Below are 16,457 nucleotides of genomic sequence, written 5' to 3'. Positions count from 1 at the left end.
TTACATCCTCCCCACGCTGATCAATGATTCCGGAAGAATCGGTCGCATCAGATCGATTCGAAGTCGCCCCTCGAGGATGAGCCGGCAGAGGGCTGAAAGTTTGCCCTTGTCGGTTGGGTGGCCGACGATCTCCTTCCAAGGGAGCGAAGCATGTTTTCTGAACAACTGCCGAAGCCACTCGAACCGAGTAAGCTCGACCTCGGTCCGCCCAAACCTGAGCAGAAATCTCAGATTGGACAAACGGAATGATCGATCACGAATTTCCGACTCGGTCCAAACCCGATAACCGTAGCCATGGCGCGCCAATGCGGGAATCAGATAGGCTGTCCGCGTTACGACCTCCATCGAATGCGCCTCACGGTCCGTCTTGATTTCGACAAATACTTGGCGGTTCGGATACGAGACAAGCACATCTGGGTAATGACGGAGCTTCTTGCCAATACCGTAATAGAGGGTCACTGGCTGCTCGTCGAATGAGACCACTTCGGCGGAAACATCTAGGAGCATGAAAGCATCTCGCTCGAGGGAGGATTCCCAGTAGTGCATTCGGCGACTTTTGAGGCCAGGATATTTGCCGGTGACACGGCTGTTGGAGCGAGATATAACGCGGCGGGCGCGTTCCTCTTCTGCAAATGCAATTTCAACTTGATAAGTCATGACGCTCTCCTTCATAGTTGCAAAACACGGAGAGACCGCGACAAATCGCAGGCGGAACTCCAGCGTGCCGACGTCTGAATGACATCAGCTATTGGATTCCCGAAGGTAAGCGACACCGGCAGAGAGGCGCTTGACTTGTCGCCTTCTGATCGTAGAATGAAGTCATCTGGTGTGCGAAACTAGATTTCTTCAAAAACGGCCTAGGCTCGGGAGAGCTTGGGCCGTTGTCGCTTTTGGCCCACGAAAGGGCCCCCTGTCATTGCGTCCTGTCTCTGTCTTTCTCCTTCTGATTTGGCCTAATGGGTGGCCATCCCTGTCTCACCAGAACGGTGGGACTAAAAACGATTCTCCCGGAAGGCTTTGGTTTTTCTAGTCATTGTCAAAATCTAGGAAAAAATTTGACTAATTTCAATATAACTGACTAATATAAAAGGAAAATTCCGACTATTGTCGGAGTGGATTTCCTATCAGAATGACGACCAGGCAACTCAAACACTATGTAGAGAATCCAAAAATCCGGTCGATGCGGGTCCGGAGTTGGTTTCATGCCGTCTCGCAGGCAAGCGGGCTGACCGTGGGGGAACTGGAGAGGGAGTTCCGGGAAGAAGGGAGTGCTCGGACGCCGCGTTCTTGTATTTGGAATAAATACAAGCGAGGAGAGGTTGTGCCTCGTAGTCGATACCAAGGGGACGGCCGGCCAAAGCTGGTCGAGCGTGTCGAGGCGCGTTACCCGGGAACGGAGAAGTGGTTGTTTTCGCCGCTTTGGCTTTTAGCCGATGTGGCGCCGATGGAGATGAGTGACCTTCGGCGGATCTACGAAGGGTTGCCGCCCAGGATTCGAGAGTACTTTATTCTTCCCCCATCGCTGGTGACCAAGGTTTTCTGGCGGTGCCCACTCCACAGCGAACAGCTATTAATGGAACTCCTCCGTTTCCATACTGTTGAGGATCTTGTGGCGGCCGTGGCGTTGATTCGGGAAGCAGAAATCATTCAAAGCCGGCCACTATTTCAATACTGGATCCTAGCAATTCAGAATCTCATGCGGCAGGTTGATTGGGGGGGATTACGAAACTCGATGATTCCGAGAGAACTCCGTGAGTATCTCCAGCGGCGATGGGCCATAGGCTAGGCGACACGGATCCGGCTCAGCTCGCCCTTTTGGTGTGTCATTCGGAAAAGAGATGCTGCTGGGTATTGTTTCCGGGTGATTGCACATATGGCCTCTGCGAACTTAGGTTTGGCTCGTGCTCCGAACGTTACTGATTCAATTTCCTCCGGACAGAAGACGTAATCTCCATGAGTGACGTCAGTTTCGTTGGGGCGCCGAGTTATGAGGCGCCACTCTTGTTCGTAGGACCACCCTGACTTTTTCGTATAGCAGACGGCTTCTATCGTTCTTCGCCGAAGTTCTTGCGAGTCTCCATATAGCAAGAAGTCCAAGCCAGATCCAACAATCGGTGCTTCCTCTGAGTAAGTCACTGGCTTGGCTACATGAAACGGGCTATCTTTCAACGAGGCCTTGAATCCGACAACGCAGCCACCGTGGTTGTCAGCATATGTGCCCCACATTACTTCATTGTGGAATGTGGACGTCAAACACAAGACACGCACGCTCCTGAGGTCTAAATCAAAGTGATCCCGGAGCCTTTGTTCGATGATTTCGTCTGCATCGGGTCGCTCAAAATCTTCGAAGAGGGTTAGCAGTTTGGCTTCCGCAATGCCTCTGTGGAGGGCTTCATTGATGCGGTTAAGAACCAAATGATTAGCTGGAGCCAAGCATGCTAGGTCAAGCGACTGTCTTCCGCTTGCGGCATCGATCAATACCAAGGGAAGGAGCCGATGGGATTCGCTAACCGTTGGCTCAAAACGTGGCATGCGTTGGAACTCTGCCAAGTCATTGAATACTGTTGGACTTGACCACCGCAACCGGCCACTCCTGAGAATAATTTCGGCCGTCGATGGGGTGGTGTACTTGTAGAAAACAGTGGGCTTCACGAGTAGCTAAATTTCGTTGTCTATTATCTGGTATGAGGGGCAGCTGTATAGGCGCAGTGAATCGCCCCGGCTTTTCGCGCAGGTCCGCTCAACTGAAAGGTTATAGGTCTTCGACATAGACCCGATACTTTCTAACAACGATTGCAGCAGGCAAGTCTCCATTGTCGGCAGATCTAAGCGTTACTTCCATTTCTGATGGGTATAGCGGATCGGAGACCTCAAGGGCAACGACTCGGTGTTCGGCCAATATGTCCTCATCAACGACATAGATGTACCCCGACGTTCTTTCCCCTTCGATGTCCCTGCTCGCGAACTCACGAGCTCGATCTTCCGATTTTGTAAATGAGATGAAGCAGCCCTCGTACAGTCCGGATTCGACGTGGTGTGCGCGCACGGCGTTGTTCTCCGATGGGTATCTGTCGAAAGGCCCCTCTCCTCTTTTGACCTTTCCATCTCGTCTAATCGAGATTTTGTGCAGTCTTCCATGTGGGCGAAGTCTTCCCTCGTTTAACTGGTCAAGCTCGTCGCAGACACCTCTGAATAGCAGGCCCATAGCGCTCGCGCCTAAGACGTATAGCGTTTGAATTCACCGGCCTTGCGCGACTTTATGTGCAAGGTCTGGTGGAATGATGGGGTGGGCCACTACCCTACTTGGCAACGTCGTTTCCTATCAGCTTCGCGAGGTGGTGAATTGCATCCACCGCCTCAGAACGAGTGTCGCGGGATACCTTTAGTGAGACACCCAACGAAGAATTGTCCGAGCGGGAAAGGAACTTCCCCTCGACAAATTGCTTACCGTCTTCTTCGCCGTAACCGTAAGTAAAGCAGATGGCCGGAGTGATATCGAATGTCGCCACAGCGGTCTCTCAATTAGATGATTTGCTCGCGGCCGAGCTTGATTTGCACTTCATTGAGGCGTTCCTTCCAGCCGCTCAACTCGCTTTCACTCTTGAACTCGCAAAGCGTATCTGGTTGTGCGTTGGTATATACCCTTTGGACGATTACCTTGCCCCCATTGGTTAGGACTTCGCTCGCGATTCGGAATATCTCGCTAACGATGTGGGTCTGTCCCATTGTTAGCGGATCGTTAATGTTGTCGTCGATGGAAATCGTGATGTCGATACTCATTGTGAATCTCCTCGGGGATTGCAGTATAGGCGATTTGTAAGAGCCCAACAGTTATTAAACTGACCCACAGGGTCCATATATGAATTGATATACATGCACCCATTATGCATACCAATTTCATTGCCCTGCAATGAAATTGGTTTTACTGTGTCCGTATAACAACTCCAATAATACGGACGTGAGGCCCGCTGGGATGACCACTATCAGGACAAATTTTCAATGCCCGCTTCTGGCCGAACTGAGACGAAAGCCCCTTGCCAGATATGCCGCTTAATACTGGTCATTAGCAGCAAGATATTCACGTGCTGGTCAACGGATTCCGGCCCGTGCGGTGAACTCAACCGGAATCTGCATAAAGCGGCGCGTTATGTTGAGTTGCACGCAAAACTAACCCACAGCCCTAGAGATTTGTATGGTTTTCTCCTTAACGGAAATATGGAGACGACCATTCCTTTCGGGGAGCTGTGTCTCCGATGGGGGTAAAGAAAAAGCGAGCGTTGATGACTCAACACTCGCTTTGAATTAAGTACCTAGGTTTTGCAAGCTTCCAACTGCCCCTCGGTTGCCGACTTTGGGGGCTTCGGATTGCAAACTATGGGGTCCCCGATTGCAATCTATGGAGTACGGATTGCAAACATTGGGGGTTCCCACATTTCGCGGGCGATGCGTCGTGCTTCCGGTTTAGCCGCAGCTACCCACCGCGCCGCAGGCGGTGCAGAAGTCGCAGCCATCCTTGCGGATCATCGTGTGGTTGCCGCATTCGCTGCACAGTTTGCCCTGGGTCGGGTGCACCTTGTTGCTGCTGCTGTCTTCCGGCGCTTCGAGGATGCCCATCTGCTGCAGCGGGAAGCCGGCTTCGTCGAGGATGCCGAGCATCGCGTAGCGGTGGATGATCAGCTGGGCGATGTAGGCGACGGTAGACGGATAGGTCTGCTGCTTGCGCGAACCCGGAACGAAGGCCATGAAGTCGCCGAACGGCTCGGAGTAGTCGAGCAGCTTGCGCAGCTTCATGCCGATCCAGGCCGGGTCGAGGACGCGCATGTCGAGCGACAGGAGCTTGGACAGGCCGTCGAGGGCGCGCGGGTAGTTGCCGGACAGCCACATCGAGTAGGGACGGGTGACGCCGTCCGGCAGCGTGATTTCCTTGAGGCCGAGGACGAAGTCTTCGCCGGTCGAGGCGTTGCTGACGTCCACCGTCCAGGACAGCGTGCCGTCGGTGCCGGTCTTCGGCTCCTTGGTGCTGAACAGGGCATCCTTCACCGGCGTCGGGCCTTCGTGCTGGAGCGCGCCGAGCTGCTCGCAACGCCAGCGGATGACCTGGGCCATGGCGGAAACGACGGACGGCATGCGCTTGCGCTCGCCGTGCGGCGGCATGTGCATGTCGAAGGCGTCGCCCGGCGTCTTGGCCAGCGCGTCGAGCTTCATTTCCAGCCAGCCGTGGTCGTTGGCGCGCATGTCCATCGACAGCGTCTTGGCGACGGCACCCAGACCGCGCGGTTCGGCCGGGCCGTTGGCCCAGACTTCGAAGGGCCAGGCGCGGCCTTCCGGTTCGACGTGGCCGACGAACAGCGCGAACTTGCCGATCGGTGAGTCGACCATGTAGGTCCAGCACAGGTTGCCTTCCGGCAGGTTCGGGCGGCCCGGCCAGCGCAGGCTGGCGAGCACCGGGGCCGGCAGGTTCTTGATCGACAGGCGGCGGTTGGCGTCGGAGACGAAATCCTGCGGCGACTTGGCGGCGTCGGCGGCGGCAGACTCGGCGGTGCTCGGTTCGGGCGTCGTGACGGAGAGCACGGAGCCGAGGATGCTGTTCGGACGGTAGGTGGCCAAGCCTTTGAGGCCAGATTTCCAGGCGCTCATGTAGAGGTCCTGGAAGTCTTCGTAGGGGTAGTCGCCGGGCACGTTGACCGTCTTCGAGATGGCGGTGTCGATGTACGGGGCGACGGCGGCGACCATGTCCTTGTGGGCCGCGGCAGAGATTTCCAGCGCCGTGACGAAGAAGTCCGGCAGCTTGCTGACGTCGCCGCCCTGGTGCTTGTACAGGCGCCAGGCGTAGTCCTCGACCGAGTACTCTTTCAGCGTGCCGTCCGGCATGCGCTTTTTGCGGGTGTAGGTCCAGGAGAAGGGCGGCTCGATGCCGTTCGAGGCATTGTCGGCGAAGGCCAGCGAAATGGTGCCGGTCGGCGCGATCGACAGCAGGTGCGAGTTGCGCAGGCCGTGCTTGCGGATTTCAGCCTTGATGTCGGTCGGCAGGCGCGAGGCGAAGTTGCCGCCGGACAGGTAGAGCTCGGCATTGAACAGCGGGAAGGCGCCGCGTTCCTTGGCCATCTCGACCGAGTACAGATAGGCGGTGTCGCGCATGTGCTCGGTAATGCGGGTCGCCATGGCACGGGCTTCCGGCTTGTCGTAGCGCAGGCGCAGCATGGCCAGCGCATCGCCCAGGCCGGTGAAGCCGAGGCCGATGCGGCGCTTGTTGGCGGCTTCCTGCTGCTGGCGTTCGAGCGGCCAGTGGGTGGCTTCCAGCACGTTGTCGAGCATCCGGGTCGAGACGCGGACGGCTTCGGCAAAACCGTCGAAGTCGAACTCGGCCTGCTCGGAGAAGGCGTGCGTCACGAACAGCGTGAGGTTGATCGAACCCAGGCAGCAGCAGCCATACGGCGGCAGCGGCTGTTCGGCGCAGGGGTTGGTCGCCTCGATGACTTCGCAGTAATTGAGGTTGTTGTCCTTGTTCATCCGGTCGAGGAACAGGATGCCCGGCTCGGCGTGGTCGTAGGTGGACTTCATCACCTGGTCCCACAGATCGCGGGCGCGCACCTTGCGGTAGGTCCACAAGCCGTCGTCGCGCTGGTAGGCGCCGGCCGACTTCATTTCGCCATTCGGTTCGGCGCGGTGGGTCAGTTCGACATCGGTGTCGGCATCGACGGCTTCCATGAAGGCGTCGGTGACGCCGATGGAAATGTTGAAGTTGGACAGGTCGCCCTTGTCCTTGGCGTGGATGAAGACTTCGATATCCGGATGGTCGCAGCGCAGCACGCCCATCTGGGCGCCACGGCGGGCACCGGCCGATTCGACGGTTTCACAGGAGCGGTCGAAGACCCGCATATAGGAGACCGGGCCGGAAGCGCGCGACTGGGTGCCCTTGACGCGGGCGCCTTGCGGCCGGATCGACGAGAAGTCGTAGCCGACGCCGCCGCCACGGCGCATCGTTTCAGCGGCCTGGGCCAGCGCGGTGTAGATGCCCGGCTTGCCGTCGGTGTCTTCGACGATGGAGTCGCCGACCGGCTGGACGAAGCAGTTGATCAGCGTCGCCTGCAGATCGGTACCGGCGGCGGAGTTGATCCGGCCGGCCGGAATGAAGCCGTTTTCCTGGGCCCACAGGAAGCGGTTTTCCCAGTGCGCCCGATCCTTCTCCTGCTCGACTTGTGCCAGTGCCCAGGCAACGCGCTTGCGCACGTCGTGAACATTGGTTTCCTTGCCTTTTGCGTATTTTTCGATCAGCACTTCGCCGGAGATTTCCTGCTCTTGCAGGGGGGCGAATTGCGGTGCGGCGGGGATGTCGGTCAGGGAGAGTTGTTCGGCTACCGGGCTCATATTTTGCTCCTCAGCATGGCATTGATAATCAGGCTAGTTAGTTTTTCGAATGACGAGCAATCTACTATATCTAGTAGGTCAATACAATCCGTTGACTAGATACGGGGTTCTGTGCCGTTGCGGCAAGCTCTCTGTCATGTCCCTGAAAAGCCTAAAAAAAACAAAGCTCCAGTGCGCCTGCGGCGCAAAAAAGAGAGAAAAAGTTAATTTTTCCGAGGTCGAAAAAAGCGCTCGCGGCTGGCTTTCGACGAGGCTGGCGAGCACCGTCGGCGAGCCGTCATTTCGGCTATGCGCTAGCCGGTTTTCCGTGGACAACGGAGTGCCAGAATTGGTTGCATCGCCAGTCCAATTGCTCGCGATCGGCCGGGAATTTCGGCCGCCGGGCAGGGCGCGGCCGGTGGCGACTCAGTGCCGGCAGTTGCGGGCGGTTTCCGAGGGCAATTCGCCGAACAGGGCGCGGTATTCCGCGGCAAAGCGCGGCAGATGCCAGAAACCCCATTTGCCGGCAATGTCGCGGATCTGGGTATGAGCCGGCAGCGGCTGGCGCAGATCCCGGCGCACGCCGTTCAGGCGCAACGAGCGCAGATAGTGCACCGGGTTGGTCGCCAGGGCATCCTGGAAGCAATAGTTGAGCATGCGCCGGCTGATATTCAGTTTCTGGCACAGATCGGCAACGGTAATCGGCTCGGCGGTGTGGGAGAGCGCGTAGTGGGTCGCTTCCTTGACCACCTGGCAGCGGCCGCGGAAAGAGCGGTTGGGCAGCGGCGCATGGCTTGAGGCGTGCAGCACTTCGGCCAGGTGGCCGATGATCGCCGAGCTCATGGCCCGTTGCACCTGCGGATAGCGCAACAGGGCTGGCTCGAAACTGGCCGGGTCGAAAATCGACAGCAGGCAATTGCGCAATTCGTCGAGCTGCCCCTGGGCGGTCACCATCACCGTCGGCGATTTCGGGAAAACGTGTCGCAACTGGTCCTGGGAATCGGGATTCATTGCCTCGAGCAGCGTCGCCTCGGGGATGGCGACGGCCACCACGTCAAAGCCCTCCGGCGTGGTCAGCGAGAACTCCTGGTCGCTGTGAAAGGTCAGCATCGAGTCGCGGGTCAGCACCTGTTTTGAAAACAGGCCGGTGCCGTTCATGCTGATCGGAATGCCGACGACAAAGCAACCGTCCCAGGAACTGCCGTGCTGCGATACCGAACGGTTGGTGGTTTCGCGAAAGATCTGCAAGCCCTTGAAGTGCAGGTCGACGACCTTGCCTTCGAAGTTGCCCGGTGACAGCTGGTCGTAAACCTGATCCCAGTCCTGCAGGGCTTCGGCGTGTTCATCTGAATCGCGCGTCGTGCGATTTTGAAATGAATAGCTTGAGGCGGCGGTTTGCGGCATACGCACACTCTTTCAGTCATCGGGCCCATGTGCCGCATCCGCTTTGCGGAATGGCAACTATGCCCTTAAGGATAGTCCAGATATTTCGTTTAGTGGAATCGATTTCGATTAGTGACAAAGTTTTTTTTCCGATTGCGGCTATCCGGCAACGCTACGCTGCGGATTTCGCCTCCCGGTTCTGTGTCGGATTGGTGCATCGCTGTGGCGCAATGCACCGTTTCAGACATTGCGGATCGAAAGAATATTTTCATTTATCGGCAATAAATCAACGGCTTGTCACTATTCGTGCAGCGGGTCGGCTTTGCGGCTTGTCCGACACCTGTTCTTTTCAGCACAAGCCATGCCAGTTTTTTCCGGGGCCGGCCGGTCGCCGCCGCTCGGCGGTGCACGAGCGGCGACGGGGCGCTGCCCGGCGCTTCGTTTTTCAAGCATGGCCAGGGCGCGCCGACTTTGCGCCAGGTCAATGTTTTGATCGGGAAAATGTCGACTTTTCCGATTTCGGATACTCGCCAGCCGCCGCTGAGTCTTTAAGTTCCGATTTCGGATAACGCCTCGTTGCCTCCAGCGACAACAATTTGACCCATCGGCCGGATCGTTTTTTCGATTCGGTAACGGTCCCGATTCGAGAACAAAAGGAGGTCGCTGGTGATACCCAAGAGAGCAGTTCTTTTTTCCCTGCTGGCAGCGCTGGGCGGTGCATTACCCGCCCATGCCGAGTTGCCGGTGGACGAAATCACCGTCGCCAAGCTGGCGCCGGCTCATCCCTATCGCCTGTACTACACCGACGTGGTGCTGCCGCACATGGCCGACGGCAAGCTGACGGTGATCGATGGGCGCACCCTGAAAGTCGAAGGCATTTTGTCCACCGGGCTGTTTGCCCAGACCACGCTGTCGCCGGATCGCAGCGAGATCTACGTGGTCACGACCTATTACAGCAAGCTGAACCGCGGCGAGCGGATCGAGGAAATCCTCGTCTATGACGCCAAGACCATGGTGCTCAAGGAAGAGATTCCCTACACCGCCCGCCACGCCCAGGCTCTGCCGTATCGCGGCACGCTGCGGACGACGGCCGACGGGCGTTTCATCATCGTCCAGAACGCCACGCCGGCGACCTCGGTCAGCATCGTCAACCGGCATACCGGCAAGCAGGTCGCCGAAGTCCAGACGCCCGGCTGCTACGTCGTCTACCCCGCCCAGACGGCCAATCGCTTCGCGACGCTGTGCGGCGACGGAACGATGCTCACCGTTTCGCTCGACAACGACGGCAACCCGGTCAGCAAGAAGAAGAGCGCGAAATTCTTCGACCCGGACGGCGACGCGCTGTTCGTCTCGGCCGCCCAGGAAGGCGATACCTACCATTTCGTCTCGTTCAAGGGCAACGCCGTCTCGGTCAATGTCGCCGGCGAAACGGCCGTGCCCGGCGCCTTCTGGTCGCTCGGCACGGCCGCCGAGGTGAAAAAGGGCTGGCGTCCCGGCGGCTATCAGCCGGTCGCTCTGCATCAGGCCAGCGGCACCTTGTATGTCGGCATGCACCCGAAAGGCTACGAAGGCAGTCACAAGGAAGCGGCGAAGGAAATCTGGGTCTATGACCTGGCTGCGAAAACCCGCGTCTCGCGCAGCAAGACCATCCCGGCCACCGGCCTGGTGGTCAGCCAGGGCGAGGCGCCGCGGCTGTTTGCCTTTGATACGGCGATCGCCGGGATTGCTGCTTTCGACGGCGGTCGCAAGCTGAAGCCGGTGCGCAGCGCGGCCGGCTTCGGCGACACGCCGACCCAGCTGGAAGTGCAGTGATGGAGGCCCTCCTCGCATTCATCGCCGACCCGGTGATCACCCGCGCTCTCGGGGCGACGCTCTCGGTCGTCCTGCTGGTCGGGGCCTGGCACAAGCTGAAGGATCCGGTCGTCTTCGCCGGCGCGGTCGACAACTATCGCCTGCTCCCCGAGCGTCTGACCCCGCTGGTCGCCGGGCTGCTGCCGCTGGTCGAACTGGCGGCCGGTGGCCTGTTGCTCTTCCCCGATACCGCCTTTATCGGCGGCCTGCTGGCGCTGGCCCTGCTGCTGGTCGTCACCTCGGCCGTCGGCATCAACCTGCTGCGTGGCCATACCCGCATCGATTGCGGCTGCGGCGGCCTGTCCGGCCAGCCGCTGTCGTGGGCGCTGGTCGTCCGCAACGGGCTGCTGATGGCGATGGTCGGGCTGGCCATGCAGGAAAGTGCCGGCCGGCCGCTGGTCTGGGCCGATTACCTGACGGTCGGCGGCGCGGTCCTTGCCCTGGTCGGAATCTACGTCTCTGCCAATCAATTGATGACCAACGCCCCGCTGGCGCTGGCCGTCCGCAAATAAAGGAAATGCCATGAACGAAGCACTGCTGGTCTCCAATGTCTTTCTCTGGGGTGTCGTCCTCGCCCTGGTCGTCGTCGTGCTCGCCCTGGCTCGCCAGATCGGCATCCTCTACGAACGCGTCGCCCCGATGGGCGCCCTGATGATGGATCAGGGACCGAAGGTCGGCGAAGTCGCCCCGGCTTTCACGCTCGATTCGATCGGGGGCGGCAAGCTGAGCGTCGGCGGCAACACCGGCCGCAGCCAGCTGCTCTTCTTCCTCTCGCCGACCTGTCCGGTGTGCAAGAAGCTGCTGCCGGTCCTCAAGTCGATCCAGGGCGCCGAAAAGGGCTGGCTCGACGTGGCGCTGGCCAGCGACGGCGATTTGCCGGAACACGCCGAGTTCTACCGCAAGGCCGATCTGAAGAGCTTCCCCTACGCCTTGTCCACCGATCTCGGCATGACCTACCGCATCGCCAAGCTGCCCTATGCGGTGCTGATCGGCGAAGACGGCCGCATTCGCGGCAAGGGCCTGGTCAATTCCCGCGAACAGCTGGAAAGCCTGTTCGCCGCCAAGGAGGCCGGTGTGGCCTCGATCCAGGAATTCATCGATCAGCGCGCCTGATCGACCCTCACCGCAAGGAGCAATAACGTGAAATGGCTAGATGATTTCTTTGAGCGCAAGACCCGTCGCGTCGCCCAGTCGGCCTCCCGGCGCAGCGCGCTGGTCAAGGTCGGCAAGCTCTTCGTCGGCACCGCCTTTATCCTGCCGGTGCTGCCTTTCGACCGGATGATGCCGACCGCCCAGGCCGGCGAGGCCAAGAAGGCGAGTGAGGACGACGAGAGCTGCGATTACTGGCGTTACTGCGCTCTCGACGGTTTCCTCTGCACCTGCTGCGGCGGCACCATTTCGAGCTGCCCGCCGGGCACCGAGGTGTCGAAGGTGACCTGGGTCGGCACCTGCCGCAATCCGGCCGACGGCAAGGATTACCTGATCAGCTACAACGACTGTTGCGGCGTCACGATGTGCGGCCGTTGCGGCTGCAACCGCAACGAGCGGGAGCGGCCGGGCTATCGCCTCGGGGTCCATAACGACATCAACTGGTGCATGGCCAACGGCAGCAACGCCTACCACTGTACCGTCGCCGCCATCGTCGGCGTTGGCGAGCAACGGGGCTAGAACCATGCGCCAACTGCTTGCTGCCACCCTCGTCAGCCTGGCCGCGGCTCCCTTGTGGGCCGACGACCAGGCGGGGGCCGGGCTGTATGCCACCCACTGCGTCGCCTGCCACCAGATCGGAGCGGTGGGGGCGCCTGGCATCGCGCCGCCGCTCGCCGGCAACATCGGCCGCCATGCCGGCAGCCCGGAAGGCCGGGCCTACCTGGCCCGCGTTCCGCTGACCGGCATGGTCGGCAGCATCACCGTCGATGGCGTGCGCTACACCGGCAACATGCCGTCCTTCGCCGCGCTGTCCGATGCCGAACTGGCCAGCGTGCTCGGCCACATCCTCAAGACCTACGAGGGCGTCGCCGATCTCGGCTGGCTGACGCCGGCCTTCGTGGCCAGCTCGCGCCAGACGCCGGGCACGCCGAATGAAACCCATAAACAGCGCAGCCGCCTGCCGGCTGCCGCAGGAGGCTAGGCCATGCGCAAACAGGCCTTGTTGTTCGTTTTCGCACTGCTCGCCGCGCAGGCCTGGGCGGCCGATGCCGGCTCGCCGCGCCTCAACTTCATGCTGCATTGCTCCGGCTGCCATGGCCAGGACGGCTCGGGCAGCCCGGGGGCCGGGGTGCCCAACATGCGCGGCGCGCTCGGTCATTTTCTCAAGGCCGAAGGCGGCCGGGAGTTCCTGATCCAGGTCCCGGGCACCGCGCATTCGGCGCTGAGCAACGGCGAAGTGGCCGAGTTGATGAACTGGATACTCAAGACTTTCAGCAAGGACGAGGTGCCGGCCAATACGGCGCCTTACACGATGCCGGAAGTGGCGCAGTTGCGGGCCAGTCCGCTGGCCGATGTGCCGGGTGTGCGCGCCGGAATCATCAAGTATTTGCAGGCGCAGGGAATCGCCATCGACTGATTCCGGTCGGTGAGCGTTGGGGTGATTGATGCATTTCGAGAAAAGGGAATCAAAAATGAGCAAGACCAACAGAGTGATGCCGATTTCCGCCCTGATCATCGGGTTGATCGGCTTTTCCGCCCAGGCTGGCGCGGCGGTCAGCGAGCCGGAAGCGGCGCAATTGGGCAAGGATCTGACGCCGGTCGGCGCCGAACGGGCCGGCAACAAGGACGGCAGTATTCCGAAATGGGAAGGCGGCCTGGCCAAGGGCAAGCACAAGCTGAGCGATCCCCGCGTCGATCCGTTCGCCGCCGACAAGCCGCTCTATTCGATCGAGGCAAGCAATGTCGACAAGTACAAGGACAAGCTCTCGGCCGGCCAGATCGAACTGATCAAGAACCGCAAGGGCTACCGGATGGATGTCTATCCGACGCATCGCAGCTGCGGCTATCCGGATTCGGTCTATGGTCAGACCAAGGTCAATGCGACCAGCGCCAAGCTGAGCGCCGACGGCAAGGACAACCTGGCCCAGGCGGTCGGCGGCGGCTTCCCCTTCGCCATCCCGAAAAACGGCGCCGAGGCGGTGTGGAACCATCGCCTGCGCTGGCAGGGTGAAGGCCGTTTCGAGTACTACCAGACCAATTTTATCAACCCGGACGGCAGTTTCTACGGTCTGGCCCAGGATCAGGTGGTGATGACCCCGTTCGCTTCGGCCAAGGCCAAGTCGATCGAGGATGTCGGCGGCGTCCAGATGAAGCTGCTCAATCTGGCCACCGCGCCGGCTTCGCGGACCGGCGAAATCATCCTGGCGCACTACTTCCTCGGCAAGTCGAACGATGCCTGGATGTATTTCCCCGGCCAGCGTCGCGTCCGCCGCCTGCCGGCCTTCGAGTACGACAACCCGATCCCGGGTTACGAAAACCTCGAAACGGCCGACCAGTACCCGATGTTCGCCGGGGCGCTCGACCGCTACGACTGGAAGCTGGTCGGCAAGCAGGAAATGGTCGTGCCGTACAACAGCTTCAAGCTGGTCGCCAAGCGCCCGATCAAGGAGATCTACGAGGGGCAATTCCCCAAGCGTGACCTGATGCGTTACGAGTTGCATCGCGTCTGGAAGGTCGAGGCGACGGTCAAGCAGGGCATGCGTCACATGTTCGCCAAGCGCACCTTCTACATCGACGAAGACACCTGGATGATTCTCGCCGCCGACCAGTACGACGCCCAGGGCAAGCTGTGGCGCGTCATGGAAGCCTCGCTCTATCCGGCCGTCGAGCTCGGTGCCTGTGTCAGCCAGGAATTCATGTCCTGGGATCTGACGGTCAATCGCTATATGGCCGAAAACGCCACCCAGGAAAGCAAGCCGACCGACTGGCTGGCCGGACAGGAAGGCCGCATTGACGCCAAGCGCTTCGAATCCGACGAGCTGCGTCGGGCCGGCGACCGCTGATCGTTCCAGCGCATAAATAAGAGGGGAATTTCATGCAGATCACGACATCCATCCGCCGCACTCCGGCGGCCCTGGCGATTGCCGCGCTTGGCCTGGGGTTGGCCAGCCCGGCCCAGGCCTTCAAGTTCGATCTCGCCAACGGCGTCAGCGGCAGCCTCGATTCGACGCTGAGCTTCGGCATCCAGCGCCGCATGCAATCGACGGACCGTTCGATCATCGGCAACGACTCCGGCGGCGGCTCGCCGATTTCCGGCGAAATGGGGCAACGGGTCAATGGCAATGCCGCGACGTCGGTTGGCGACTTCAACTACTCCAACATCGATGACGGCAACCTGAACTACAAGAAGGGCGACATCGTCTCCGCCGTCCTCAAGGGCACCCATGAACTGTCGTTGGGCGAGCGCGGCAACTGGGCGGCGCTCGGCCGGGTGACCTGGTCATCCGACTTCGCGGCCATCCATACCGACCGCACGCCGCTCGACGACGATGCCAAGAAGGCTCTGCGCCAGGATGTTTCGCTGCTCGACCTGTGGGTTTCCAAGGACTTCAACTGGGTCGGCAATTCGGCCAAGCTGAAGGTCGGCAATCAGGTGATCAACTGGGGCGAGGACATTTTCATCATGGGCGGGATCAACTCGATTCACGCCTTCGATGTCCGCAAGGCCCACATCCCCGGTACCCAGGTCAAGGAAATCCTGATTCCGGCGCCGATGATCTCGCTGAACACGGCGATCCTGCCCGGCGTCTCGATGGAAGGCTATTACCAGTTCGCCTGGAACAGCTTCAAGCTCGATCCGGCCGGCAGCTACTGGTCGACCGCCGACTTTCTCGGCAAGGGCGGCCGGCGCGGCGCCTACTATCCGTCCAGCCTGGGGGTCGGCGGCACCGGCGACTACGATCCGACGCGCGGCCGGACGCTCGATTCGATCAGCCAGGCCAATGGCGGCGCCGGGGTGGTGCCGACCGAACGCGAGAAGCCCAGCTCGGGCGGCCAGTACGGCCTCAACATGCGCTACAAGCCGGCCGGCGGCGATACCGAGTACGCGGCCTACTACATCCGCTACCACGACAAGCTGCCCTTCGTCGGCTTCAAGGTCAATGGCGCGGCCAACGTCCTGCAGCTGACCGCCGTCGAGCAGTACGGCCAGGATCTCGATCTGTTCGGCCTGTCGATGAATACCAAGGTCGGCGACTGGGCCTTCGGTGCAGAAGTCTCCTACCGGCCGAAGGACAGCGTGGCGATCGACCCGACGGTGCCGCTGGCCAGCGGCTCGAAATCGAAGCAGGAATACAACCTGGCGGCGCTCTCCAACAACTTCACGACGAATGCCTCAGCCAAGGGCTACGTCGGGGAGAAGAAGTTCCAGGCCCACACCACCGCCTTCACCTGGCTGCCCAATGAAATCACCCGCTTCCTCGGGGCGGCGGATGGTGCCTTCCTGTTCGAAGTGGCGGTGACGCATTACCCGGATCTCGACCTGTCCGGGGCGGTGCCTTACCTGCTCAACAACTACGCCATGCCGAACAAAACGTCCTGGGGTTATGTCGCCGAAGTCAGTCTGACCTACGCCAACGTCTTCGGCTCCGGCTGGACGGCGACGCCGATCGTCGACTTCTACCACGACGTCAAGGGCACCAGCCCGAACACCATCCCCTTCGTCGAAGGACGCAAGGCGGTGGCGTTGGGCGTGACCTTCGATTACCACAACCAGTGGAAGGTCGGGGTCGGCTACAGCACCTTCTTCGGAGGGGGCAACCTGAACGTGCTGCGCGATCGCGACGTGGCTACCGCAACCGTTTCCTACGCTTTCTGATTGGTACTACCGGGCGGTCCCGGTTCTTCCTAGACCCGAGGCCGCCCATCCTCTGCACCGTCATTTCGGC

General features: G+C 60.3%; 15 protein-coding genes. 9 read left to right on the top strand and 6 right to left on the bottom strand.

All coding sequences use genetic code 11. From position 1 onward, the window contains the following. Window positions 1-657: a TnsA endonuclease N-terminal domain-containing protein gene (locus KI611_RS16745; protein WP_226416786.1), complete on the bottom strand. Its 657-nt coding sequence runs from the start codon at window positions 655-657 to the stop codon at window positions 1-3. Between the two features lie 472 nt (window positions 658-1,129). On the opposite strand from KI611_RS16745, the gene KI611_RS16740 reads away from it, so the two are divergent. Beyond that, entirely contained in the window at window positions 1,130-1,786 is a 657-nt protein-coding gene (locus KI611_RS16740; RefSeq protein WP_226416785.1) for a hypothetical protein, read from the top strand. Here the strand turns inward: KI611_RS16740 and KI611_RS22205 are convergent. The 5 genes from KI611_RS22205 to KI611_RS16715 form a co-directional block, all read right to left on the bottom strand. Then, window positions 1,783-2,226: a DUF2971 domain-containing protein gene (locus KI611_RS22205; RefSeq protein WP_226419938.1), complete on the bottom strand. Its 444-nt coding sequence runs from the start codon at window positions 2,224-2,226 to the stop codon at window positions 1,783-1,785. The genes KI611_RS16740 and KI611_RS22205 overlap by 4 nt on opposite strands. A 526-nt stretch (window positions 2,227-2,752) precedes the next feature. Next, window positions 2,753-3,205, bottom strand: coding sequence for a hypothetical protein (locus tag KI611_RS16730; protein ID WP_226416784.1), 453 nt, complete (start codon window positions 3,203-3,205; stop codon window positions 2,753-2,755). A 317-nt stretch (window positions 3,206-3,522) separates the two neighbouring features. Continuing rightward, entirely contained in the window at window positions 3,523-3,780 is a 258-nt protein-coding gene (locus KI611_RS16725; protein WP_226416783.1) for a hypothetical protein, read from the bottom strand. A gap of 681 nt (window positions 3,781-4,461) precedes the next feature. Next, window positions 4,462-7,368, bottom strand: a complete 2,907-nt coding sequence (locus KI611_RS16720) for an adenosylcobalamin-dependent ribonucleoside-diphosphate reductase (RefSeq protein ID WP_226416782.1) — start codon at window positions 7,366-7,368, stop codon at window positions 4,462-4,464. A 405-nt stretch (window positions 7,369-7,773) separates the two neighbouring features. After that, window positions 7,774-8,751 carry a helix-turn-helix domain-containing protein gene (locus KI611_RS16715; protein WP_226416781.1) on the bottom strand — a complete coding sequence of 326 codons (978 nt, stop codon included), beginning with the start codon at window positions 8,749-8,751 and terminating at the stop codon, window positions 7,774-7,776. 645 nt (window positions 8,752-9,396) lie between these two features. Between KI611_RS16715 and KI611_RS16710 the strand changes: the two genes are divergently transcribed. Genes KI611_RS16710 through KI611_RS16675 form a run of 8 tightly spaced genes read left to right on the top strand, consistent with a single transcriptional unit; the run spans window position 9,397 to window position 16,387 of the window. Then, window positions 9,397-10,542, top strand: coding sequence for an amine dehydrogenase large subunit (locus KI611_RS16710; protein ID WP_226416780.1), 1,146 nt, complete (start codon window positions 9,397-9,399; stop codon window positions 10,540-10,542). Further along, window positions 10,542-11,093, top strand: coding sequence for a MauE/DoxX family redox-associated membrane protein (locus KI611_RS16705; RefSeq protein WP_226416779.1), 552 nt, complete (start codon window positions 10,542-10,544; stop codon window positions 11,091-11,093). The genes KI611_RS16710 and KI611_RS16705 overlap by 1 nt, the downstream gene beginning before the upstream one ends. A gap of 10 nt (window positions 11,094-11,103) precedes the next feature. Further along, window positions 11,104-11,694 (top strand): methylamine dehydrogenase accessory protein MauD, encoded by a 591-nt coding sequence (gene mauD / locus KI611_RS16700; protein WP_226416778.1) that lies wholly within the window; start codon window positions 11,104-11,106, stop codon window positions 11,692-11,694. Window positions 11,695-11,721: 27 nt separating this feature from the next. Next, window positions 11,722-12,249, top strand: coding sequence for a methylamine dehydrogenase light chain (locus tag KI611_RS16695; RefSeq protein WP_226416777.1), 528 nt, complete (start codon window positions 11,722-11,724; stop codon window positions 12,247-12,249). Between the two features lie 4 nt (window positions 12,250-12,253). After that, window positions 12,254-12,712, top strand: coding sequence for a c-type cytochrome (locus KI611_RS16690; RefSeq protein ID WP_226416776.1), 459 nt, complete (start codon window positions 12,254-12,256; stop codon window positions 12,710-12,712). Window positions 12,713-12,715: 3 nt separating this feature from the next. After that, entirely contained in the window at window positions 12,716-13,147 is a 432-nt protein-coding gene (locus KI611_RS16685) for a c-type cytochrome (protein ID WP_226416775.1), read from the top strand. A gap of 55 nt (window positions 13,148-13,202) precedes the next feature. Further along, on the top strand, window positions 13,203-14,573 hold the full coding sequence (locus KI611_RS16680; RefSeq protein ID WP_226416774.1) for a DUF1329 domain-containing protein: 1,371 nt from the start codon (window positions 13,203-13,205) through the stop codon (window positions 14,571-14,573). 32 nt (window positions 14,574-14,605) lie between these two features. Continuing rightward, window positions 14,606-16,387, top strand: a complete 1,782-nt coding sequence (locus KI611_RS16675; RefSeq protein WP_226416773.1) for a DUF1302 domain-containing protein — start codon at window positions 14,606-14,608, stop codon at window positions 16,385-16,387. The last annotated feature ends 70 nt before the right edge of the window (window positions 16,388-16,457 follow it).

This window comes from Dechloromonas denitrificans, from assembly GCF_020510685.1.
In the GTDB taxonomy this organism is placed as follows: Bacteria; Pseudomonadota; Gammaproteobacteria; order Burkholderiales; family Rhodocyclaceae; genus Azonexus; species Azonexus denitrificans_A.
This window is presented reverse-complemented; position numbering and strand designations above follow the sequence as displayed.